At 44.0% G+C, this 24132-nt stretch carries 18 protein-coding genes; 1 reads left to right on the top strand and 17 read right to left on the bottom strand.

What is annotated here, in order from left to right:
• Window positions 1-123 precede the first annotated feature (123 nt).
• From NSQ29_RS04170 to NSQ29_RS04135, 8 genes are all read right to left on the bottom strand, one after another.
• The gene (locus NSQ29_RS04170) at window positions 124-1137 is read right to left on the bottom strand and encodes a zinc-dependent alcohol dehydrogenase family protein (protein WP_341124429.1); all 1014 of its coding nucleotides are present in this window, start codon (window positions 1135-1137) and stop codon (window positions 124-126) included.
• 31 nt (window positions 1138-1168) lie between these two features.
• On the bottom strand, window positions 1169-3718 hold the full coding sequence (locus tag NSQ29_RS04165) for a beta-mannosidase (RefSeq protein WP_341126728.1): 2550 nt from the start codon (window positions 3716-3718) through the stop codon (window positions 1169-1171).
• 67 nt (window positions 3719-3785) lie between these two features.
• On the bottom strand, window positions 3786-4847 hold the full coding sequence (locus NSQ29_RS04160; protein ID WP_042190695.1) for a BtaManbiosPhlase: 1062 nt from the start codon (window positions 4845-4847) through the stop codon (window positions 3786-3788).
• Window positions 4848-4883: 36 nt separating this feature from the next.
• Window positions 4884-5828 carry an MTP-1 family protein gene (locus tag NSQ29_RS04155; protein ID WP_076284698.1) on the bottom strand — a complete coding sequence of 315 codons (945 nt, stop codon included), beginning with the start codon at window positions 5826-5828 and terminating at the stop codon, window positions 4884-4886.
• 17 nt (window positions 5829-5845) lie between these two features.
• The gene (locus NSQ29_RS04150; RefSeq protein ID WP_341124428.1) at window positions 5846-7501 is read right to left on the bottom strand and encodes an alpha-glucosidase; all 1656 of its coding nucleotides are present in this window, start codon (window positions 7499-7501) and stop codon (window positions 5846-5848) included.
• A 23-nt stretch (window positions 7502-7524) separates the two neighbouring features.
• Entirely contained in the window at window positions 7525-8364 is an 840-nt protein-coding gene (locus NSQ29_RS04145) for a carbohydrate ABC transporter permease (RefSeq protein WP_076284699.1), read from the bottom strand.
• Window positions 8351-9229, bottom strand: a complete 879-nt coding sequence (locus NSQ29_RS04140) for a carbohydrate ABC transporter permease (protein ID WP_188114673.1) — start codon at window positions 9227-9229, stop codon at window positions 8351-8353. Before NSQ29_RS04140 ends, NSQ29_RS04145 begins: the two co-directional genes overlap by 14 nt.
• A 2-nt stretch (window positions 9230-9231) precedes the next feature.
• Window positions 9232-10545, bottom strand: a complete 1314-nt coding sequence (locus NSQ29_RS04135; RefSeq protein WP_341124427.1) for an ABC transporter substrate-binding protein — start codon at window positions 10543-10545, stop codon at window positions 9232-9234.
• A gap of 345 nt (window positions 10546-10890) precedes the next feature.
• On the opposite strand from NSQ29_RS04135, the gene NSQ29_RS04130 reads away from it, so the two are divergent.
• Window positions 10891-11901, top strand: a complete 1011-nt coding sequence (locus NSQ29_RS04130) for a LacI family DNA-binding transcriptional regulator (protein ID WP_341124426.1) — start codon at window positions 10891-10893, stop codon at window positions 11899-11901.
• 175 nt (window positions 11902-12076) lie between these two features.
• Here the strand turns inward: NSQ29_RS04130 and NSQ29_RS04125 are convergent, their stop codons facing one another.
• The 9 genes from NSQ29_RS04125 to NSQ29_RS04085 form a co-directional block, all read right to left on the bottom strand.
• Window positions 12077-13192: a glycoside hydrolase family 88 protein gene (locus NSQ29_RS04125; RefSeq protein ID WP_341124425.1), complete on the bottom strand. Its 1116-nt coding sequence runs from the start codon at window positions 13190-13192 to the stop codon at window positions 12077-12079.
• Window positions 13173-15047, bottom strand: coding sequence for a DUF2264 domain-containing protein (locus NSQ29_RS04120; protein WP_340972000.1), 1875 nt, complete (start codon window positions 15045-15047; stop codon window positions 13173-13175). Before NSQ29_RS04120 ends, NSQ29_RS04125 begins: the two co-directional genes overlap by 20 nt.
• Window positions 15048-15071: 24 nt before the next feature.
• Complete coding sequence (locus NSQ29_RS04115) at window positions 15072-16670, bottom strand: response regulator transcription factor (RefSeq protein ID WP_341124424.1); 1599 nt, start codon at window positions 16668-16670, stop codon at window positions 15072-15074.
• Entirely contained in the window at window positions 16645-18417 is a 1773-nt protein-coding gene (locus NSQ29_RS04110) for a cache domain-containing sensor histidine kinase (RefSeq protein ID WP_076300792.1), read from the bottom strand. The genes NSQ29_RS04115 and NSQ29_RS04110 overlap by 26 nt, the downstream gene beginning before the upstream one ends.
• 132 nt (window positions 18418-18549) lie before the next feature.
• The gene (locus NSQ29_RS04105) at window positions 18550-19914 is read right to left on the bottom strand and encodes an ABC transporter substrate-binding protein (RefSeq protein ID WP_341124423.1); all 1365 of its coding nucleotides are present in this window, start codon (window positions 19912-19914) and stop codon (window positions 18550-18552) included.
• Between the two features lie 139 nt (window positions 19915-20053).
• Window positions 20054-20836 carry a carbohydrate ABC transporter permease gene (locus NSQ29_RS04100; RefSeq protein WP_042194330.1) on the bottom strand — a complete coding sequence of 261 codons (783 nt, stop codon included), beginning with the start codon at window positions 20834-20836 and terminating at the stop codon, window positions 20054-20056.
• 63 nt (window positions 20837-20899) lie between these two features.
• Window positions 20900-21799 (bottom strand): carbohydrate ABC transporter permease, encoded by a 900-nt coding sequence (locus NSQ29_RS04095; protein WP_042190714.1) that lies wholly within the window; start codon window positions 21797-21799, stop codon window positions 20900-20902.
• Window positions 21800-22092: 293 nt separating this feature from the next.
• Window positions 22093-23475, bottom strand: a complete 1383-nt coding sequence (locus NSQ29_RS04090; protein ID WP_341124422.1) for an MATE family efflux transporter — start codon at window positions 23473-23475, stop codon at window positions 22093-22095.
• 18 nt (window positions 23476-23493) lie between these two features.
• Window positions 23494-23925 (bottom strand): MarR family winged helix-turn-helix transcriptional regulator, encoded by a 432-nt coding sequence (locus tag NSQ29_RS04085; RefSeq protein WP_042190718.1) that lies wholly within the window; start codon window positions 23923-23925, stop codon window positions 23494-23496.
• Window positions 23926-24132: the final 207 nt, after the last annotated feature.

Below are 24132 nucleotides of genomic sequence, written 5' to 3'. Positions count from 1 at the left end.
ATATTAATTTCAATATTTTATAGAGAGAGACCTCGTCGCAGCCAGTTTTTGCCCACAAAAAAACGATGACCTATGGCAAATAGCCAATAGTCATCGTTGTTGTACGCTTACTATGATTAAATACTACCTCTCGTGCACAATAATCCCTTTAGAAACACACAGTTTCGGATATTCGCCCATGATTTCTGGTATATCTTTCAGCGAAAACTGATGGCTAATCAACGACTCAATCTGAACGATCCCCTTCTCAATTAACGCAATCGATTCCTCATGGGTATATGGATTAATGAAAGAACCCATGATGTTCAACTCTTTTGTAAAAATTTCGAATGGTGAGACTTGAATCAACGTGTCCGGGGAAGCAACTCCAAACATTAAGACTTGTCCACCCTTACGCGATGCCTTAACCGCCAGCTCCATGGAATCCGCCCGGCCTACACATTCGATCACAATATCAAATTGATGATGGAGAGCTTCCATCACACCTTCTGCTGCAGGAGATACGGCTTCATCCGCACCTAATTCGACTAATCGGTCATGCTTGAACACTTCTGGCTCACTGACAATAATCCCTTTAACACCCGCAGCCTTGACGAGCTGCAAGAACAATTGACCAATAAAACCTCCGCCGATAATCAGGACTTGGTGTGCCTTACGGATATCCAGCTTCTTATAACCGTGAAGTACACAACCTAAAGGTTCAATCATCGCCCCTTCGATCCAGCTCATTTCATCAGGTAGCAAGTAACAGTTCGCTACAGGAACAACACAATACTCGCCCATACCACCGTCACGAGTCACCCCAACAGCCTGTAAGTTATCGCATAAATGTACTTTTCCATTCCGGCAAAAATAACAGTTTCCACAATAGATGTTCGGATCAACCGATACACGGTCCCCCACTTGTAAGGTCGTAACCTCATTACCTACAGCCACTATTTCGCCCGCAAGCTCATGTCCTAACACAATCGGAGCTGTCACCTCCGCAGACCCTGGGTATCCATGATAAATATGCTGATCTGTACCACAGATCCCGCAGCATTTCACACGAAGTTTAACTTCTTTAGAGCCAACAGCCGGAGCTTCCCAGTCCTTAAATTCAATGTGCTTGGTTCCTTGAAATACAGCCGCCTTCATCTTAACTCATCTCCTTAAATCCAAGTTTTTGTTAACCCGCATCATTCATTGCCGTTACACGTAAAGTCTCCCAAGGCAGTGCCCCGGCATCCACATGATGCACACGAACCGTCTTCTCCTCACCCGGAATCAGATCAAAGAAATTATCGTCCATAATCACCCAGGGTGCATCTAGTTCGATCATCACCATCCGGGCAACGCGATCTGAGATCAAGTGGATATGTCCTTTCGCTTCATCCACGGAGATCTGAACATGTGCGGGTTGATAATCCATATCCTTATAGTCTCTTAAATAGAGTACATAATCTTCTGTTAACCGTTTCTTCGAACGAAGTACGACCACAACCTCGCAAGCGCTATGTTGCTGCAGTACCTCAGCTTCAGTTAACTTGGCAAAATTAACTTTACTGTTCGAATCAACGGTAACGTCGAATGCACGCTGATATACAATTGTACCATCCATCCGATAGATCGTTAATTCCGCCTCATCCTGATAAGCTTCGCGGCGATCATTGAGAGCCCATAACTGCAGCAGTCCATTCGGATCATGATCCACACATAAGAGTACCGGTGCAAAGAATTTACGCGCATAGTGGTAGCTCGCCTTTGGTAAACCATAATAATCGATAACAGACCAGCTTGTTCCCGGCCAGCAATCATTGAACTGCCAGAATAAAGCCCCGCTTGTATCCGGCTTATTACGGCGGTAATGCTCAATGCCATACCTCAATCCCTCTGCCTGGGTCAGCATCGAGAATTGAATATATTCTTTGATATCCTTTGGAACTCCTGTATAACCTTCCATGAGCATAATGCCCTTAGGATAATGGACATCTTTATTACGATACTTCATTTCATCGCTATCCCAATAGAACTGATTGTCCGGCATGTTCTTTGCTAGGGTGTAACGATTGGAAGCGGCATGCAGCCCGAATTCACTGGCGAATTTCGTGAAATCTGACTTGAATCGTTTGAACGATATCCCTTCAACACTATAATCCTGTGTCTGCGGTTCACCAAACTGTCGCGGCTCATTATTCCCATGCCAAACTTGCCAGTTATGGGTATCGCCCACATCACGTGAATTGTGATCATTGCCGCCAAAAGGCGAGCTAGGCCAAAACGTTCGTGTGGGATCGAGTTGCTCTAGTACTGCAGGCATGAGCTCATGATAAATTTTTTCTCCATAAAAGGGATGTGTGATCTCGCCGTTAGAGGACAGTGCCTCATACAACCAATCATTCTCGTTATTCCCACACCATAGAGCAAGGCTCGTACGACTGCGAAGACGTTTTACGACCTGCTCAATTTCGCGGTGAACATTATTCATGAAATTACGATTGTAATCTGGATACAGTGCACAAGCGAACATGAAGTCCTGCCAGATTAAAATTCCTAACCGATCACATTCGTCAAAGAAAATATCCCGCTCATAAATGCCTCCACCCCAAGCACGAATCATATTCATATTGGCATCCTTGGCCATCTGAAGCAGATGTGCATAGCGGCTGTCTGGCACGGTCGCAATAAAGCTATCAATAGGAATCCAATTAGCACCTTTAGCAAAAACTTTTACGCCGTTCAATACAAAAGTGAAAGCATGGTGCCCTTCTTCATCCAGCTGCATCAATTCGATCTTTCGAATCCCAAATGGCTGCTCATAGGTATCTATTTGCTCCCCATCAGCAAATAACGTAACGCGTAGATGATATAAGAAAGGCGTTCCTAGATCATGGGTCCACCATAACTTTGGATCCATAACCTGCAAGGTAACTGAATGATGAAGCGTACGCGCTGTAATCGCCCCGTCAACTGCAATCCCTGAAGCTCTGTCCAAAGCGACATTCGCTTCCGTAACACGCTCCGTCCCGTCTAATAGTTCCACACGCGCCGTATACGAACATCCGCGATCAAAGGCATGTGCGCATAAATCCACATCAACAACACCTACTTGACCCTCTATCGAAGTTGTACGGGCAAACACATGATCTAAATGTGCATGACGCCGTTTGATCAACTGTACCTCTTTCCATATGCCTGCACAGACCAGACGCGGACCCCAGTCCCAGCCAAAATGACTCTGCGCTTTACGTGTCCAAATCCGCTTCTTACTATAGCCCGACCAATAATATTGGACTTTATCGCCAGCGTGTACATGAATAGGATCAAATTTTACGGCAAGCGTATTTTTCCCTTTATTTAATTCACGGGTTACATCAAATGAATGGCTAATGAACATATTATCTGTTGATCCAAGCTCCACACCGTTGAGATATACGGTTGCATAGGTATCTAACCCTTCGAATAATAGCTCCATCTTCTCACCAGGTTTAAGATCAGAATCGTATGAAAAGACCGTACGATACCACCATACCTTTTCTTCAATCCAACGGCATTTCTGATCTTGGTGGCCAAAGAAAGGATCATCAATAATGCCTTTCTCCCGAAGCGTCGTATGGATGTCACCGGGCACTGAGGTGGTCATCCAGAAATAATCAATAAACTCTGGCGATGCAACTTCAAGATCCCGGGCTTCCCCCACATGAAAATCACGAAGTTTCCAGTTTTCAGTTAATTTAATGTTCATTCTCTTCATCCTCTCTCCCAAATTAAAACGCCAAAACCACTTCGGTTTTGACGTTTTATTGTTATACGTATATCAAGCTATCTAAAATTTCTTGTACACTAAGTTCTGCGCAAGCCATTGATGTATCCGCGACTCCGTAATACATTTTAACAACATCGCCTTCCACGAGTGCACCGCAAGAGAATACAACATCGCCGAAGAATCCGTTCTTCTCATAATCCGCTTCCGGCTCCATGATAGGAGCATTGGAGCGCGCAATCACCTTCGAGGGGTCATTTAGATCTAACAAAACTGCTCCCATGCAATAACGATGTTCCAGCGTGGCTCCATGATACAGCTCCAGCCAGCCTTTCTCGGTCTTGAATGGAACCGCACCGCCGCCAATCCGGCCGCTATCCCACATCCCCTCACGCAAACCGATCAGATGCTTATGGTTACCCCAATATAATAAGTTGTCCGATTCTGCGATCCATATTTCCGGATCTCCCGTACTTTTCGTTGTTGGACGGTGCAATGCATAATATTTGCCGTTAATTTTCTCTGGGAAAATCAATACGTCTTTATTATCCGGCCCAAAGATCATGCCGTGGTGAGTTACATTCACGAAATCTTTAGTTGATACCAGCGATTCTCCAACGCCCACAGGGGAGACTGCCGAGAAATAAATATAGTAGGTATCCCCAATTTGGGTTACCCGAGGATCTTCTACCCCGAAGGTCTCCAGTGAATTGGAAGGGTACACAAATGGCTTCTCATCCACCGTAAAATGATGTCCATCCTTACTTCGAGCGATTCGGATATAAGATAATGAAGTCAAGTACTGAAATGTAGCACTAGCGGATTTATTCTTAATCACACGCGGATCAGAGAAGTCGAAGCGCTCATCATCTGTATTCAGATCCAAAATATCCAATTCATTGGTCTCCGGATTATAAATCGGAGCTTTCACAATTTTTGGATCCTTGCTAATTGGGCGTTCTGCTACACGGAGAAACATTAATATTTCACCATTATAGCTAGCAATACCGGCATTAAATGCACCAATCACTTCAAAGTCATCGTGATACGGCTTAACGTCCGCCGGTGTAATAAGTGGATTTTGTTCATAACGATAGATTTTCATGTTGTAATAACTCCCTTAACCAAATGGATTTCATACTTATAAAATTTCAAATTGAGCAAAAGGATCAGGGATTGTTGCTCGTTGTGCTTCCGCATCGCTGATTCCTGCATATATATTAGCTGTACCGTCCTCATGACGTACGAGCCCGCCGCTGAACACGACATCCTCCAAATCAGGACGTTTGGCAACGCCTGGCAAGAACTGATTGCGTACAGCGATTAATTGAATATCCGAGTACTCACCTGTTGCCGGATCGATAGCGAATACCATCGGGTAATAGTGACGATCGCCCGAATCATCAAAAGATGCGATATGCCCAAGAACACCGAGCAGTCCGTTCTTTAGCAAGTGTGCTTCATTCGCACCGCCCCACTCTTCATCAACAAACTGTCCATCCAATAACGGTGTTTCTTCGATCAATGGAATGGATAACGCTTCTAACGATGCAATGCGGGTAAAGCCGATTTTACCGCGTCCTCCTTTATCTCCTTGAGGGCGGGTCAGTACTCCGATGCTATCTTTCAGATCCACTAGGCGCAGATCTTTCATGCCATCCGGTCCTTTAAAGAAGGGTTCTAAGCTCGCGATGTTCTTCCCGCGGTAGAATACTGTACGCCACATTAAGGCATCAGCCTTTACCGGATGCGGATAAATTTGAACGCCTCCAACTATCAATTCGCCATTAATTTTCGTGAAAAAAGGATCTTGAAGTTCAAGGGTAGGCGCTCCTTCACGGGGTACCCATTGTCCATCACGTTCGACAAAAAAAACGACATCGGAATGCTCGCTGTCACGGGATTCAACCCGACCCGCAATCACCCACTCACCCTCATCTTGGAATGGAGCTGTAATATTGTAGACATCTTTATGATCTACACCTGTGAATGTTAATTTCTGTGTATTGGTTACGGATACATCTTTCATCGCGTATTCCATGAGCAGTTGTTCACATGTCTTCACAGCATTCTTGAGCAGTTTCATAATAATAAAGTTCCTCTCTAGTCAAATAATAGCGGCGCACGCATCCATATTGCGGCTTCATTCGGCAACAGAGTTACCAAGTCTGTACCGCTCACTATGTCTCGGCGGCTTGATAATATATTAGTTGCTTGCCCATCCAGCAGCTCACTAGGATCAATCTGTATGCTCTGATTATCGTAATTCAAGGCTACGAGCGCTCTGGTATTGGTTTCTTTCAATGTTCTTACATATAAAATAAGATTGCCTCTGCGTTCCAGTACGTCATAATCCCCGAATTGAAATACATCCTGTGTATTGCGCAAGTGGAGAAGCTTTTTATAATAATGTAATAATGAATTCGGTTGATTGCATTCGGACTCCACGTTTAATTGTTGATAATTTGGGCCCATGCCAATCCATGGTGTTCCTGACGTAAACCCGCCATGTGGACTTGCGTTCCATTGCATTGGTGAGCGAGACGCATCTCTTCCCTTTGCATTCGCAATTTTCAGGGCTTCCGCCCGGGTTATCCCCCGCTGTAGTGCGATTTCATATGCCTTCAATCCTTGGATGTCCCGCATATCTTCCAGCTTATGGGCTACGAAATTCCGCATCCCAATCTCTTCACCGAAATATAAGAAAGGTACCCCTTTTGCGGTCAAGGCCAACGTTGCCATAAGGCGGGCCCGTTCTTCCTCAATCTCCGCGTCCCCTTCACCAAAACGCGAAATTACGCGGTCCATATCATGACTACCGAAGAATAACGTTGGAATCTGATCTGTACGGTGCACCTTCTCCATCGTCTTAAGCTCGGCGAACAAATTCTCTGGACTAAATTCCTTTTGGCTTCCCAGATTGAAATTAAAGACCACATCAAACTTACCCGTTCCGCTGTAACGCTTCAGCATGTCCATATCTTCAGAGCCGACTTCACCTACCATGAACATTCCGCTATGCGCATGAACAAACCTGCTAATTTCCTCGATAGCATCCATAATTCCATCTTGATTCTGATCATGTACATGCTTCTGCTCACCCGTTACTTCATCCATCGGGTTATCCGGGAATTGATCGGACACCGATAAGAAGTTGATAACATCTAACCGGAAGCCACTTACGCCTTTGCCTAGCCAATAAGCCATAATATCCTTCATCGCTTCTTTAACTTCGGGATTCGCCCAGTTCAAATCGACCTGTTCTTTCGCAAACCCATGATAGTAATACTGTTCAGTTGCAGCATCCCATTCCCACGCGGTTCCACCAAAAAATGATTCCCAGTTATTAGGTACGCCGCCGTTCACAGCGTCCTTCCAAATGTACCAATCCCGCTTCGGGTTCGTCCTTGAAGATCGGGATTCCTTGAACCATGCATGCTCTGAAGATGTATGATTCAGGACAAGATCGGCAATCACTCTGATCCCGCGAGCCTTCGCTTCCTGAATAAACCGTTCGAAATCTTCCATCGTTCCAAAGTCTGGATCAATCTGACAATAATCTGCAATGTCATACCCGTTATCTACTTTTGGAGACTTATAGTACGGCGTTAGCCAAATCCCTCCGATGCCAAGTTCCCGCAAATAATCCAGCTTGGAAGTAAGACCGCCGAAATCACCAATCCCATCCCCGTTACTATCACAGAAGCTTGGCATATACACTTCATAGAATACCGTCCCTTTCCACCACGGCTGTTCCAACCGATAACCCCTCCTGTGCAGACCTATTTCAAGTTAAATTGCATGCCTTCCTGGAACTTCTTGCCGAAAATAATGAACAAAATAATGATTGGCAAGGTGAGCATCACTGCACCGGCATACATCGGACCCGGATACGATTGATACGGACCGAACATCTGAGATAATAAAACGTTCAATGTTAACATGCCGTCACTTCGGACGACGATCATATCCCATAGGAGCTCTGTCCAGCGTTCCATTAGCAGGAATAGGAATACAACGGTCGTAATGGACTTCGACATCGGCATCATAATCTTATACAGGATTTTGAAATCGGATGCCCCATCCAGCTTGGCAGCTTCAATGAAAGCGTCGGGTACCGCCTTAAAGAAGTTGGTGTACATGAAGATCCCCCATAAACTCATCGCCTTGGGAATAATGAGCGCCCAATACGTATCGAACAGTCCTACTTTTTGAATAATCAAAAAGTTAGGGATGATCAGAATGATTGCCGGAAAGAACATATGAAACAACACAAAGTTGTTAATAGAGTCTCTCCCGCGGAATTTCAGCTTCGCCAACGCATAAGCGACCATAATCGCGAACATCATCATTAAGGCTGTAGATACCAGGGAAACGAACACACTGTTAAAGAAGGCGTGAATCCATGGTCTTGTAATCCCGGTCTCACCACCTGTAAAGAGCCATTGATACGAGCGCAGCGTAAATTTCGTCGGTATCAGCTTCCGGTCTACCTGTGACCAATCTGCAAGTGAGTTCAATACCATATATAAATAGGGGAATACCATAATCACGAGCAGTACGATCGCAATCAGATAGCGGATCGACAGCCGGAGCTTGATGTTTGAATTAGACCCAACCATTGCGCTTACCCCACATTTCCAGAATTTTTCGGATTACGAATATAGATATAAATGTCGCAACCGCAGCCATAATCGCGATAGCTGATGCGTAACCTGCCTGCAGGTTCTTAAATGCTTGACTGTATATTTCCATTTGCCATGTATTCGTTGCATAGTTCGGTCCGCCGCCTGTTAATTGGTAGACCTCAGTAAAGATACCGAATGTTGCACCAAAGGATAAAATTAAGGTTGTATAAATCGCAGGGTAAAGCAAAGGCAACGTAATTTTCCAGAACCTTTGGCTGTCCTTCACGCCATCAATTGCCGCTGCTTCATATACTTCCTGATCAATGCTTTCTAAACCTGAAGTAAGAATTAACGCATAGTAACCTGTAAATTTCCAAGCCATAATCATCGCAACGACGAACAATGCCGAGAAAGATCCGCCGAGCCAGTCAATATCAAGACCTAACCGATCCCTTAGAAACGTCTGAACAGGACTTGTATGTGACAAAAAACCTTTAACAATAAGGGATGCAACAACCCCTGAGGATAGGTAAGGCAAGAAGAATCCAATAAGAAATACGGTTTTTAATTTAGGTAAGCCTTTTACAATTACCGCTACAAAAAGCGACATGGCTGTGACAATCGGTACAAATACGATCATAAATTTGTACGTTACCCAAAATGCCGATCTTACCCCTGGTGTGCCTAATGCTTTGGTAAAGTTCTTGAATCCTACAAAATCATAAGTTGGTGAAATCAAGTCCCAGTTAGTAAAAGACAAATATAGAGACCAAATAAGCGGGCCCAAGAAAAACACAGTCGAAAAAATAAGGTAAGGGCTGGCAAAAAGCCAGCCTAACCGATTATTATTTTTTTCAATCATTATTGAAGTTCCCCTTCAATCGCCTTCTTCATATTGTCCCAACCCGTTTTTGGATCAATCTCACCACGAACGATTTTGTTAAAGGCCTCTTGACCAATAAAGGTTTGCAATTCGTTGAATTTCGGATTGTCCATGGATGGAACAGCATTCGGGATTGCTTTTGCATACTCTTGCAATACAGGCGTTTTTTCAAATACAGGTTTAAATGCTTCATTCGTACCTACATCATCACGTGCTGGAGGCAAGTTCGTTTCTTGGAAAAAGGCAACATCGTTTTGAACATCCGAGTATACCCACTTGATGAATTCTATTGCAGCAGCCTGTTGCTCTGGACTTGCCGATGCATAGATAACAATTCCTTTAGCATCCGCAAAAGTTTTCGCATTTGCTGGATCCATACCGTCCGGAACAGGAGGCAATGTGACTTCAAAGTTCTTTTTGTACTCAAGCTCCGGATATTTCTCAGCCCACATGTTAAATGTCCAAGGACCGACATCCGTAAATACACCCACGCCATTTTCGAAAGGTTCCGTTACGTTCTGAGTCAAGAGCCCTTTCTCCTTACGAAGATTGTCCACGTAAGAAAGTACGTCTACACCAGCTTTTTCATCGCCAACAAATTGGCTACCCTCAATGAATTTGTTACCATCAGATGCTGCATTGTACAACATAAAGAAGTCGAACCATCTTTTCCATGATGTAGGATCTGCTAAGTCTGGTTTCGCCCAAAGATATTTATCCGGGTATTTTGCTTTTAATTTTTTCGTTGCGTCAATCACTTCACTGTATGTTCTCGGAATTTCGTTCACACCAGCTTCTTTCAAGATATCCGTTCTCCATCCGAACATCATCGCATTCGAGTAGATTGGAAGAACATATTGATGGCCATCGGCAAATTCCCAAGGCTCAATCGTTTTGGTCATATTACGTTTTGTCACAATATCATTGAAGCCAGCAATCGTATCCAATGGAACTAACGCCTTGCTGTTCGCAAGTTGTGCTGCAAAACCACGGCTAATATTCTCAGTCATCGTCGGAGCGCTTCCACCTGCGATTGCGGCTTGGATACTTGCCTCAGAAGTAGGGGACTCCTTGATGGCACTTACGTTAATTTTCACCTTAGGGTTAACAGTCTCATACTCTTTGGCGATTTTCTGCCAATATGCTTGTTGAGTCGGGTTAGGTGCAGCCCAGAACTCAATAGTTGTTACTCCATCTGCTGAAGTGCCTGAATTACTGCTCTTCGATCCACAACCGGCAAGAATCGTGAATACAAGCGTAAGTGCAAGCATTACTGAAAGCTTCTTCTTCATAAAATAAACCCTCCCTGAGTATCGATGCACATCAGTGCAGCATTTTGTAATTCCTAGATATGATTTTGTAACGTTACAAAATAAGATAAACATATACCTGTAAGCGACTTTGTAAGCGTTACATTTGCTATTATTATGGTTTTTAACGAAAATGTCAACCTGTTATTCGAGTATTAATGAAAAAGACACAATTAATCACATTACAAATTAACTTTACTAAAATGGTTTGTAATGTTAAAATAATTTATAGTTGTAATGTAGTTTTACAGCATAATCTTTAGTATTATGAGAGACAGTATGGAAGAATATTCATTACACTTCTAATTAGAAAGGACGTATCTTCGCATGAAGGTGAAGGTAACAATGCAAGATATCGCCGATCGATTGAATATATCGAAGAACTCTGTTTCTCAGGCTCTGTCCGGTAAAGACGGTGTGAGTGAGGAAACGAGACAATTAATTATCGATACTGCGAATGAAATGGGTTACACCTATTCGCGAGGGCGCAAAAGCACAGAAGAAGAAGCTGGAACCTTTGTCATTTTGGCATCAGAATTTGCATTTTCCAAACGTAACTTTTTTGGAGAAATTTATTTGAGTATTGAGAAGGAAGCAGCGAAGCGAAATAAGCGTATGGTTATTCAATCTATTGATCATCACGCTTCCGAACAATTGATTCTGCCTCCTATATTATTTGATCCTTCCGTAGAAGGAATCTTGATTCTGTCCCATATTACGACCCCATATATTCAAGCAGTGACGGGCACAGGGATTCCCACCGTGTTAATTGACCACCATCACCCTGATCTTAAGGCCGATAGTATTCTCACCAATAATCGTTATGCCGCTTATACAGCGGTGCAGCATTTAATTGAATTGGGACATACCCGTATTGGCTTCATCGGCAATATTCAATTCTCACCAAGCTATTACGAGCGTTTAGAAGGTTATCGCCTGGCTCTATACCAATCTGCAATTGAATACAACCCAATATGGGTGTTCGATTGTGCCATTGAAGAAATGGATGATGTGTTCAACGCTGTACAAAAGTTGGATAAGCAGCCTACAGCTTGGTTCTGTGTCAATGACGGCTTTGGGTTCTTGATCAATTCCGTGATGTACAAGCTTGGGTATCAGATCCCCCAAGATGTATCTATTGTGAGCTTTGATAATGGACAGTTATCACGGATAACAACTCCTTTGACTACAACGATGGATGTAGATTTGTCTTACTTTGGACGAAAAGCTATAGAACAACTCTTCTGGCGCATTGATCATCCCGAGGAGCCTTTTATAGAAATTCTCCTTCCTACCCATCTGATCATTCGGGAATCCACACAACATCCAAATACATAATCAGTTCATATAGACAGGAATGTTGTATGGAGAATAAATACACGCACATCACAAAAAGGGAGAGTCCCACAAGCCATGAAATGGCTGTGGAACTCTCCCTTTATTTGCAGATTAGGATGTATGTTGACGCTCGTTGTGGTCACTACGTGAATGGACCGTTGTTCCATTCATCCTACTACCAATATCCTCGGATTCCGGTCTGCATGCGGATCAATGCTTCTAAATAATAATAATCTCCCCAAATCATATAGCCATCAGGCACACGTCCGCCTCTGACATGATAGGAGCCATGCTTTAGAAGCCCCTCCGCCTCCGGATTTCCAGATGTCGCATAATGTTCTACTAAGGATTTCATGCTGCGGAGTAAGGCTGCTTCATAAATAGCGCGGTCCGGGTCATCTGCGTCCAGAAGATCCAGCAGCTCCAAAAGACCGGAAGCCGCAATGGCTGAAGCCGAGCTGTCGCGAGGGGTACTCGCTTCCACCGGCACATCAAAATCCCAATACGCCACATTATCCTCTGGAAGATGGCTGATAAAGTAATGAGCCAGACTTTTAGAAGTATTAAGGAAGTCTTCCTCTCGTGTATAACGATAAGCCAGGGCAAATCCGTATATTCCCCACGCTTGACCACGTGTCCAGGTCGATCCATCCTCATAGCCTTGATGTGTTCCTCCACGAATTGCACTTCCTGTAGCTGGATCAAAGTAAAAAGTATGATAAGAGGAAGCATCCCCACGCACAAGAAATTTCCGGCTCTTTAACGCATGTTCGAGTGCAATATCATAATAGCGATTGTCTCCCGCTTCCTCCGCAGCCCAGAACAGCAGAGGCAAATTCATCAAGCAGTCAATAATGATACGTCCCGCATTCTCGGGGTCACTCTCTAAACCCCAGGCCTGAAGGATTCCAGCGTTTTCACGCCAGCGCTTGCATAGAGTATCCGCAGCCTGTAGACCGACAGCTCGGGCCTCTTCGCTGCCTGTTATTTTCCACTCTGCTACTGCAGTCAGTGAGTACAAAAAGCCAATATCATGATGGTCCAGGGCGATGTGATGATCCAAACGATGCTTAAAGTCTTCTAACCAAGAAGCTGCCGCCTCCTTATAGAATGAATCTTTGCTATATTCATAAGCAAGCCACATCATGCCAACGTAAAATCCCTCTATCCAATCGTCATTGTCTCCCCATTCGTATTGTTGCCCCTCTGCGATATGAGGCAGTTTACCCGGATGGCCCGCGATATTACTCTTGATCTTACGAATAGCATCCTCAATTGCCGTTGTCCACATCTTTGTCTCTCCTTTCCAATAAATCAACCGTATGAAGCACTGCATGGTTACGAGGATCGTAGATAACAATCCTTCCGTCCGACTGCTGCTGAATAATCGGCGGTGATGACAGACTCTCCTGATTCTCCGGAGTATTCGTTGCTCCAAAGACAGCAGATATCAGTACCTGATCTCCCGGCTCCAGTCTGGAGATCAAGCTCGGAAGAAACGTCCGAGGCTTCAGCAGATTAGTATTCGGTTCGGGTAGCACGCATTCTCCCCGGTCAAAACCGCTTAGCATATGTATGGCACTGATTCCCCAGGGCAATTGCACCGAGACAGCAGTGTTAGATACATGAATGGTTTCCCGATCACTGCGTGAGAAGCCAGCAGACTGGCCAATGGCAAATCCACCCTCCGCTACGTCGAGACACCGGGCACTGTGAATGCTGTGAATACGGACATGCCACAGACCCGCTGGAATAATCCATGTCTTCACATGTACATCGCTCCAGGGATGCCAGCGTGAATATACATAATTCTCTCCAATTTCCCACGTCTCGCAGAATCTGCGTACCCGGTAATGTTCATCGCATTCACACAATGCTAACGTAGAGTCGTAAGCGCCTTGAACTAAGCCATAACCCGCCTTCGGCACACTGAATCCGAACAGCGTGGAGTAAGCAAACTTGGAATATTTAGCTGCGCTATGGGCCATATCAAAGTTAGCCATCTGACCAGAGGTATAGGCAATAACATGCTTATTTCCTTCCGGACGACTCACCAGCATACGTGCCTCTTCGAGTGGTAACATCTCTTTCAATACAGGCAGTGGTTCTTCTTCCGCTTGCCAAAAAGGATGATCGTCCGGCAAGGCAAGAATAAGCATAGCTTTAAAGGCCCAATACGGTGATCCGGGGGCATTGTAGTTCTCCGTCATTACCAGATTCGGGTAAGCATATCCGATACTTAGTAATCCGTCTATTCCCATAATAGGCTTCTCAAACCACCAACGAAAATGACGCATTATAATTCCTTTGAGAACGCCATATGAAAAAGGAAGGACCTCGGCATACACCAGCGCACTCCAGAAAGAGACCTGCGCAAAACGATAGGTCAGACTACGTCCGAAAGGAATCGCACTTCCGTCCTCAGCAAACCAATACATAAAATCTTTGGCAAATTGCGCGGATCTTTCCCGGTAAACTGCAGCCCTCTGAGGATCATCATCCGCCATCAATTTAGCATATATCAGCGTATAATAATGCATAGCAAAAGCAATATAATAGTCTCTCTGATCGGTCAGCCCGTCGGAATACCAGCCATCACTCAAGTAATAGGTATCAATCTTCTCCAAATAATGATTCATTATCTCTTGATCGTAGGGCAATCCGACTTTCTTAAAGCCCACATTCACAAGAACCGTGAACATCAGCCAGTTATTCGGGTTCGAACGATCCACATGATTGATCTGGTTCAACCAGTTATATACCTGCATTTTCTGAACATCACTCAGCGGCTCCCACAGCTTATGCGGCGCAAGAGCAAGCCCCAGTCCCAGCACAGCTTGTTCCACCATACGCTGGTCTTTGGTTGAGAATTCACCCCAGTATTCTTCATGTTCAGGGTCAGTCCCATTGACGATCCCCTCGAGGAACTTCGGCCAAAGCGCACTCTCCCCTCCCCCGCTGGCATGGGGAACAAGCCCCCATAACGGACGAGCGAAGGCTTCCATAAGTGCGGTAGCTTCATTGTATATTGATCCTGTAGCTCCCATATCGATTCCTGCACATCCAGAAGTAAATCGACTATCCAGCGGAGCATATAGGTCATTTAAGAACATTTGTAATTCATTTTTAGTACCCTTCAGTTCCACAGTAATGGTTCCTCCAATCCAAACTCAATGCCAAGCCGCATATTCACTAGGCCTCATGCCCATTTCCCGTTTAAACAGCTTGATAAAATAACTTTTGTTGGCATATCCCAGATACTCGGAGATCTCTTCCACAGTCTTTCCAGACTGATTAAGCAGCTCTTTTGCCTTCTGAAGCTTTAGCATATTTACATATTCGATGAAATTCTGGTTTGTTTCCCGTTTAAACAAGCGGCTGAAATAGCTGGCATTCAAGTTCAAGCGTCCAGCCATGTCCTCCAGCGTTATTTTCTCCGTTACATGACTGATCACGAACTGCTGGGCTTTAATAACTTCGCTCCGTTTGGACTTAATAGAGAATATACTTATTTTCCGCGCTAATTCTTCCAAGTACTGAACTAACCACTCTTCCAAATGCTCGAGGGTATCAATGTCACTCACCACGCTAAACAGCTTTTCTTCCGCCATAGGCAATGGAGACTGCAGCAGCTGTTTCGTCTTCAATTGCAAGTCCATCAGCAACCGGAGAACACATTCCTTAACTTCATTTGGATGAAACTTTTGCGTTGCCACCCATTCTCGCCATTCCTTTACATGAACACGAAGCTCTGTTTCCCTACTCAGGGCAATATCATCATTAATAACAGCGTACAGACTTCCATATTCGGCATAAATATCATCCCGCGAAAAGCTAATCTCTTCAAAACGGTGGATGCCCGCTGCTGGAAAATAAAACCGCTGGATCTTCTCCTTTAACATCCGCTGCAGTGTTCCGCGAATTTCCTCAGGACTGCGTGCCTCAGCACCAAATATGCAGGAGACAGACAGCTTGAGATATTTCTGTACCGCAGAGGCTGCATTTTGAATGGAATGATAGATCGCTTGGTGGTCTCTGGAAGACTGATCGCTGCAGAAAAGAATAACAATCTCCTTATGACTGTATCTCGAAATAAATAAACTGTGATCAGCCTCAAGCACTTCCTGCATAATATTCTCGACGGCAAAAGAAATCGTATATTCACTCATACGGCGCACCCGTGAAGCTTCCTCTGGACGGTCAATCACTATAAGCATTGGAATGTAGGTCTTGGCATGGATCATAATTCCGTTTGACCGGGCTTGCTCGATCCAAGCTACCTTGTCCCAAGATTGGTATAATGTATCTTTTAGAAACTTTTCTTTTAGCGCAGCACGGTTTTGTGATTGCTTTTGCTTATATACCTGCATCTCGGTATGCTGCTGCCTGTTCAGACCCACTTCCTTCACAAGTGTTCTGAGTGCATGTTCCAGCTGCTCGATATTCAGTGATTCTTTTAAAATATATTCTCCTACGTTTAGTTTCAGCGCCTGCTGAGCGTATTTGAACTCGTTGTGGCAGGACAGAATAATCGCACGAATTCCGGGCTTCATCGCTCTGAATTTCTCAAGCATCTCCAGTCCGTTCATCTTAGGCATACCAATATCGGTGATAATCAGATCCGGTGGATTCTGCCGTGCTTTTTCCCAAGCCTCAAGACCGCTATAATAACATCCGGTGAGTTCAATCCCGAGCTCACTCCATGACACGGCTTGCGACAAATAACGGATAACCGGATAGTCATCATCCACCAAAATTGCCGTCAGCATTCTCTATACCCACCTTTCCGTAGTTCAGTGGAAACTCCAAACAAATCTCCGTACCCACATCAGGTTCGCTTGATATATTCAACTTAAATGAAGCACCATAAATCATACTGAGGCGTTGGGCCACATTACGTAAGCCTATGCCGGAGAATCCTTTTCTGTCCTCTTCTGCAATTTGCTCACTACTGTATGCGGTTTCACGAAGTCTTTTTAAATTCTCCTGTGACATTCCGATACCATTATCCTTAATGGTGATAACCAAGGTTCCTGTAGTTGCAATAATACGAGCTTCAATAAAGATCTCACCACCAAACTGCTCGAAACCATGGATGATGGCATTCTCGATCATAGGCTGAATCATAAACCGAGGCACCAGTGCTTCAGCAGTTCCGTCTGCTAAATTCATTTCCAGCCTGACCTGATTCGCATGACGAAAATTCATCAAAGTCACATAATGAGATATCGTATCTGTCTCCTCACGAAGCGGGATAAACTCATTGTCTCTGTTAAAGGTCATACGGAGCAAAGACGACAACGAACCAATCAACTCGGCGTTCTCCTTGTCTCCTTGCATCAGAATATTTAACCGGATCGAATTCAACAGATTAAACATAAAGTGCGGATTGATCTGTGCCTGCAGCATTTCCAGTTCAGCTTTTCTTTTCCCTGTTTGCTCATAGGTGATTTGTTCAATCATGGACTCGATTCGATCTAGCATTTGGTCGATGGTACGGGCCAGCTGTGCCGCCTCATTATTCCCACGGATTAGCGAACGTTCGTCCAATTGACCACGACCTATTCGCTTTACAAAAGCACTTAATTTCACGATGGGCTGAGTCAGCTTAGAGATTAGAACGGTTAAGAGAACGGAAAAGAAGGTAAAGAATAGAATTTGCACGGCTAAGCTGATAAATAAAATCTGTTTATTCTTTGACAATGCCGCCTTCATAGGGATAATGCTCACCATCTGCCATCTGTTGCTGCTCAGCTCCTGGTCAACATACAAAAATTTCTCCCCACTGATCTCGACAGTATCAAGCCGACCTTCCTTTTTCCACCACGTCATTGTTTCACCAATTCGGGCTGGATCAGCATGTGAGACTACAGTTCCCTTGTCATCCAAAAGCATCATCTCTTTGCCATTGTCATTGTTCAGATAAGGGCGGAGTTTACGCTCATTGATGTTAATAATCATATATCCGATCGTGCTGCTGGAGGTCGATTGTATAGGTCTCGCAATAGTTACCCAATTGGCTGAGCCCTTATCAGAATAGTTGTAGTATGTGTCGTGCTCCGCTCTCCAGAAAGTCGAAATCGGCTGAGTTTGTTTCAATAGTGACATCCAACGCTCGCTATAAAAGGTTTTCGGATTAAAGTCGCTATAAGGATAACTCGTATAAATAAATCCATTCTTACCGATCAGCGTCACTTTCAAATACTCTGAAAGAACGAACATATCATCCAGCATCCGCGACATACGGTTATACTGGATGATCTCTTTCGCTGAATGGAGCGACTCTGGAACAGCAGACATCATCTGCCTGATTTCGCTGTTCTGAAGCACAAAATTGGACTGCTCCAGCGTTTGTTCAAAAATGGCATTCATATTGGCACTGGACGCATTGAGAGATTCTCTTGCGCTGCCAACGGCCTTCTCCAGAATCAGATCCCGGGTTAAATAATCTGTAACCATGTAAATGCAGACTAGCGGGATCAGTACGCAAATCATTGAAGACCAGACAAGTTTCATTCGAAGTGATTGATGCTTTCTAAACACGGATGACAGGCCCCATATCTGTTTTAAATTTGGAGCAGGAGGCAGAAATGCTTTCCTGCCCCCACATTATAAGCCCCCTTGGGGAAGCGTACAATCAGTCTCCGCCTACTTTCCGCTGTTGTTCTGAACGACTTCCGAAATTTTCTTATCGATATTGGTAACGGTGACATCCAGATCCTGTTGGCCAAGGAGATACATTTCCGCTTCTGGAATAACGTTGTTCTTAGCTTCATCCGCATATTTAGCCGGAACTTGCGTCGCACCAGGTGCCGAATTCTCCATCGTATATTTCAGGGATTCAACATCAATCATAGATGGATCCTTAGAACCACTCACAATCGTATCCACCAATTTGTTCGTATCCGACTTCGCCCAGCCAGAGAAGACACGTCCGCCAATTTCCAGTCCTTCTGAGGTATACCAGCGTACAAAGGTGTAAGCAGCTTCCTTATGCTTGGATTTAGCAGCGATCCCCATATAGGTTGGCTGAACAGGTGAGTAATGTTTGCTCTCACTATCCAGTCGAGGGATCGGCGCAAACGCGGTAACGAAGGTCGCTGGAATGGCATCCGTTCCACCCGATTCCGCAACCATCCAGTCACCCATCGGAAGCATCGCTGCTAAACCATTAAAATACTGATTCCGGTAGGCAAGCTTCTGCGAAATAATATCCTCGTAAGGAGTAGCACTCTTATCTTCGTACATCATTTTCTTCATCATCTGCAGATTAGCCTTAAATTGCGGGTCCAGGGCATTGGAGGTTCCGTCAGATTTTAGAAAAGTATTATCCTCAGGTTTACTCATCAGCTGGAGTTGGAAATAATCTGGCCAATTGTGCAGATATGCGCCAAAACGCTTCGTTGCGTCCTCACCCTTGGTCAATTTCTTGGCATACTCTTCGAAATCCGCCCAAGTCCAATCGGTTGGAACCGGCAGACCAGCCTCATCTAGCATTTCTTTGTTAAGAAGCACGAACCAGCGCTGCATAGATGACGGTAACGCATAGACTTTGCCATTGACCGTAGTGTCCACTAGATATTCATCGGAGAGCTTATACCCTTCTTTCTGAATATATTCGTCCATCGGTGCTAACACACCGATATCTGCACGCTGCGAATAGTTGGTATACGGCAGTTCGACAATATCCAGCGGGTCACTTGCAGCGGCCATCAAATCCAGCTTCTGCATAGAGGCTACAGAATCGCCTTTTTCATTCAGTAGATCCACTTCTACATGAATGTCGGGATGCGCCTTCTCAAACTCTGCGATAATCGTGCTCCACTTCGCTTTGGCTTCCGTCTGCCAGGTACTCAGCTTCAACGTAACCTTCTCTGCTGCAGGCTCCTTATTTCCACCAGCATCAGGCGCATCTGTTGCTCCTGCATTATTTGTTTTCGCATTTCCACCGCAAGCGGCCAATGACAACGCCATAGATGTGATCATAAGCACGGATAATAATTTCTTTTTCATATAGACCCTCCTATAAATGTGTTGGGTATACCTCGCTTTACAGCCAAAGCTATGTAACTGCTTACAAGAACATCCTAACATGCAGGATAGACGAGGAAAGTTCTCATATTCTACCGAAGAGAAACTATTTTGACTTTTATTATCCTTTCACGCCTCCGAGGGCAATCCCCTCAATAACCTGCTTCTGACCGAGAGCAAAAATAATCAGCAGTGGCAGAATTGCAGATACCGCACCAGCCATCATGAGGGAATAAACATCCCCGTATTGGTCCCCAAACAACCGAATACCTAACTGAATAGTAAACAGCTCTTTAGATTTCAAAAAAATGAGTGGATACTGATAGTCGTTCCAGGTCCAGATAAAACGCAGAATAGCATAAGTAGCTACAGCGGGACGGATCAGCGGAAATGCAATTTGTAGAAAAGAACGAAAATGACCTGCTCCATCCATCCGCGCCGATTCAAGATACTCGTTGTTTACCCCCATAAAAAATTGCTTGAGCATAAACGCACCGATAATACTAAAGCTGTTAATTAAGATCAATCCTAAATGCGTATCAATCAGATTCAGCCAGTTAAATAGTAGAAACTGTGGAACCAGCGAAGCCTGCGGAGGAACCATGTAAAGGGCCAATACAACTACAAACATCGCATCTCTACCCGGAAAACGTAGCTTGGAGAACCCATAAGCAGCCAGTGCGCATATCAGCACATTAATTATAGTCGTTGCCAGCGTAATATAAATGGAATTTCCGTAATAACGAGCGAAATCACCTGACCAAACTTGTTTATAATTCTCAATGAGGTTCCACTGCTGTGGCAGCCATTGTATCGGAAAATCAAACACATCTTTCTCCAGTTTAAAGGACGTGGATAACATCCATAGAAACGGTAAAAGAAATGCGATACCTAGCAGTCCCATTGCGATTGTCCAGAACGTTCTGGATAGAAGCTCTTTTCTCACTGTAATTTCTCCTTTCTGCCTTTAATAATTGACCCATTTTTTTTGCGCTAACATCTGCAGGGCTGTAATGATCAGGCAGATGAGGAACAGGACAAGTGCCATGCTAGAGGCATAACCAGTCTTCAATTGATTGAAGGCAGTGTCATATAGCTCATAAACGATAACGGTCGTGGAGTTGGCCGGTCCACCCTGTGTCAGCACTTGGATCAGATCGAAGATTTTAAATGAACCAATGACCCCTGTAACCAGCAGGAAAAAGGTAGTTGGCGAAATACAGGGAACCGTGATATTACGGAATTTCCGCCAGCTATTGGCCCCATCAATATCAGCTGCTTCATAAAGGTCCTTCGGAATACTCTGTAACCCAGCGATAAAAATAATAATGTTGTACCCGAGCTGAATCCAAATCTGGATCAACATAAGCGACGGCAAAGCATAATGGATATCAGCTAACCATTTTGGCGGATTACTCCACCCCAGTGACATCAGGAATTGATTGACAGGTCCTAATGAGGGATGAAACATTACCTGCCAAACCATAGCGATGGCAACTACACTGGAGATGTAGGGAAGGAAGTAAATCACTTTAAACAAGTCCTTCAGGAACACCTGTTTATCAATCAGGATCGCTAACAGCAGAGCAACGATGATCGTAACCGGTACTGTGATAATAAAGAGCAGATTGTTCAGCAAGCTTTTCATAAAAGCATCATCATGAAACAGTCTTATGAAATTATCCACACCCGCAAACTTAATCCCCCCTAACCCAGCTACAAAGTTCCAGTTCGTGAAGCTTAACAGCAGTGAGCCCAGCACTGGGATCAACGTCAAGATGATCAGCCCCAACATCAGTGGAGCGACGAATAAATACCCAGCGATTGCTTCGCGCGTATCCATTTTAAGATGAAATTTTCGTATCATAGTTCTCCTCCTTTACTTATCCATAATTGTAGAAAAAGTAAGCCGTAATCATAAGAACTAGAATTGTTCATTTTGGAACTAATTTTACCGATCCTTTAGTTGCGAAGTTTTCTAGACAACCAAGTATAAACGCCTTTGGCGTCCTTATAAGGACGCCAAAGGCGTTTATGCGAGAAATATAAGACATAAAGTATATTGTAAAACTTATACTTTCTTATATTTGCAAAAAAAGCGCGAGCCAAGCTCCCGCCATCCACTACATTTCTATTTTTCCACGTAAAGTAAAGATCGTTTTACACGGACGCAACCTCTACAACACCTTTTCCATCCCCACCCGTGCTTTTCAGCTTCTTACTAAAAATCATAAACAAGATGACGCCCATTAAGCTCGTTATAACTTCTGTTATGGTCATTGACCAGATCACGCCATGAAGTCCAAAAACAGAATGTAACACGATAATCATAGGGATAAACAATACGCCTTGTGTGATGGCCATAATGTTGGTTGGTACTCCCTGTCCTGTCGCTTGAAAAATACTCATAAACAAACCTGTAAATCCATTAAATAAAGCAGAAATCAGCATGGCTACCAAAATATAAGTTCCCATACTTAACACTGAAGGGTCATTCGAGAAGAAGTGCAGGATCGTTCCTCTAAACAGAAACACTAGACCTACAAAGACAAAAGCAATACCTCCGATATAGGCAAAAGCATGTTTAATCGTTGATTTAAGTCTCGCCATATTTTGACTAGCAAAGTTAAACGCAAATAGTGGAATTAAACCTAAGAATAGGCCCATTGATAAGAACTCCGGAACTTGCACAATTCTTAAGGCCACACCAAATCCGGCAACCACATTCTCTCCATATTGAATCGCGAAGTTATTTAACAAAAGCGTGCTCACAATCACAAAACTAAATTGCAATAACTCTGATACACCTATTTTGTATACTTCTAATTGATCTCGAACAGATATCTTGAAATGCTTCAAAAATCCTCTTAAATGCTCACTTTTCGTTTCTAAAAAATAGACATAATAAATCGCGGAACCCACATTCGCTAAAACCATCGCCAACGCAGCACCTGCCACATGCCATTTCAGCACAAGAATAAAGAGTGGATCAAAAATTAAACTTAAAGCCGTACTAATAAAGATACCGTACATCGATTCTTTGGAGGCACCTTCGGAACGGACTAGCTGTTCCAAGGCAAAATTAAGCACAATGGCAAATCCACCGGCAAAAAGGGTCAAAGCATAAGCCTTAGTAAAGTCTAGAGTAGCAGCATCTGCGCCTAGTAATCGCGTAATTGGATCAATCGCTAACATCGCTATTAGAGCAATAAGAATACCCACTATAATGCTTCCATAAAAAGTGTATCCGGCAACCTTCTTTCCCTTCTCCGTATCCTTTTGCCCCGCGAGCCTTGTAATAAATGTTCCGCCACCTACGCCAAGCATATTCCCAAAGGCCATTAAGACTGTGAAAATGGGTAGACCCAGCGTAATGGCAGTCAGCATACTAGTATTGTGGAGTAAGCCAACGAAATAAGCATTGATTACATTATAGATGGTACCAACAGACATCCCGATCATCATAGGAATGGATAAATGAGCAATTGCCTTCTTGATCGGCGCCGATTCTAAATAATATTGATTGGAGACTTCTGTTTCCATGATTAACCCTCCGAACGTTTATAGACTTGAATTAACTTTTTGCAGTAAAGACTTTAAGTTTGCTGTTTCTTCCGGACTGAGTGCTTTTGTAATGCTTGCTTCTACCCCTGAGAAAATCTCATTGAACTCCTCGACCAAAAGAGCGCCCTTTTCCAAAACAAAAATGCTCTTCTGCCGTTCATCATTTTCAGGTGTGACACGCTTGATATAGCCTTTCTTTTCTAACCCTTGAAGCATGCTGGTGATACTCGCCCCTTTTCTATTAAAGACTTCCGCCAAATCCTTTTGAATCACACCTTTTTCTTGATGCTCAAAAATATAACCGATCATGCGTCCTTGCTGTGAATTCAGCCCTAGCTCATTCAGCCTGGCGTCAGCTGTACTTTTTAGTTTCATCCCGATCTCTCGAATCAAATTAGAAAATGGTGTGTTTTCAACGGGTTTGCTCATTGTTATTTCCTCCGCATTCGTATTAGTTAGAACTCTAAGTAACATCATTATCATAATAGTTAGAACTCTAACTGTCAATGTTCTAACTAAATAAACTGATTTTATTCTTCCTTTAAGGTAAGTACATGACGGCGGTGAATGTTTGGACTTCCGGCCGCTGTTCCTTTGTAGAATGTTTTTTTAGTTCACCTTATTAAAAAACGCCCC

Source organism: Paenibacillus sp. FSL F4-0236 (assembly GCF_038000135.1).
Lineage (GTDB): Bacteria > Bacillota > Bacilli > Paenibacillales > Paenibacillaceae > Paenibacillus_AQ.
Note: the sequence above shows the minus strand (reverse complement) of the source record. Positions and strands in the feature narration are given on the sequence as shown.

Bases quoted from the DNA above. Each gene is read 5' to 3' on its own strand.
- NSQ29_RS04135 (WP_341124427.1), bottom strand. From the start codon at position 10,545: ATGAAGAAGAAGCTTTCAGTAATGCTTGCACTTACGCTTGTATTCACG.
- NSQ29_RS04115 (WP_341124424.1), bottom strand. From the start codon at position 16,670: ATGCTGACGGCAATTTTGGTGGATGATGACTATCCGGTTATCCGTTAT.
- NSQ29_RS04170 (WP_341124429.1), bottom strand. From the start codon at position 1,137: ATGAAGGCGGCTGTATTTCAAGGAACCAAGCACATTGAATTTAAGGAC.
- NSQ29_RS04125 (WP_341124425.1), bottom strand. From the start codon at position 13,192: ATGTGGACAACGGCAATTGAGGATGCTATTCGTAAGATCAAGAGTAAT.
- NSQ29_RS04160 (WP_042190695.1), bottom strand. From the start codon at position 4,847: ATGAAAATCTATCGTTATGAACAAAATCCACTTATTACACCGGCGGAC.
- NSQ29_RS04090 (WP_341124422.1), bottom strand. From the start codon at position 23,475: ATGGAAACAGAAGTCTCCAATCAATATTATTTAGAATCGGCGCCGATC.
- NSQ29_RS04105 (WP_341124423.1), bottom strand. From the start codon at position 19,914: ATGAAAAAGAAATTATTATCCGTGCTTATGATCACATCTATGGCGTTG.
- NSQ29_RS04110 (WP_076300792.1), bottom strand. From the start codon at position 18,417: ATGAAACTTGTCTGGTCTTCAATGATTTGCGTACTGATCCCGCTAGTC.
- NSQ29_RS04145 (WP_076284699.1), bottom strand. From the start codon at position 8,364: ATGGTTGGGTCTAATTCAAACATCAAGCTCCGGCTGTCGATCCGCTAT.
- NSQ29_RS04130 (WP_341124426.1), top strand. From the start codon at position 10,891: ATGAAGGTGAAGGTAACAATGCAAGATATCGCCGATCGATTGAATATA.
- NSQ29_RS04085 (WP_042190718.1), bottom strand. From the start codon at position 23,925: ATGAGCAAACCCGTTGAAAACACACCATTTTCTAATTTGATTCGAGAG.
- NSQ29_RS04100 (WP_042194330.1), bottom strand. From the start codon at position 20,836: ATGGGACTGCTAGGTATCGCATTTCTTTTACCGTTTCTATGGATGTTA.
- NSQ29_RS04155 (WP_076284698.1), bottom strand. From the start codon at position 5,828: ATGAAACTGCTCAAGAATGCTGTGAAGACATGTGAACAACTGCTCATG.
- NSQ29_RS04095 (WP_042190714.1), bottom strand. From the start codon at position 21,799: ATGATACGAAAATTTCATCTTAAAATGGATACGCGCGAAGCAATCGCT.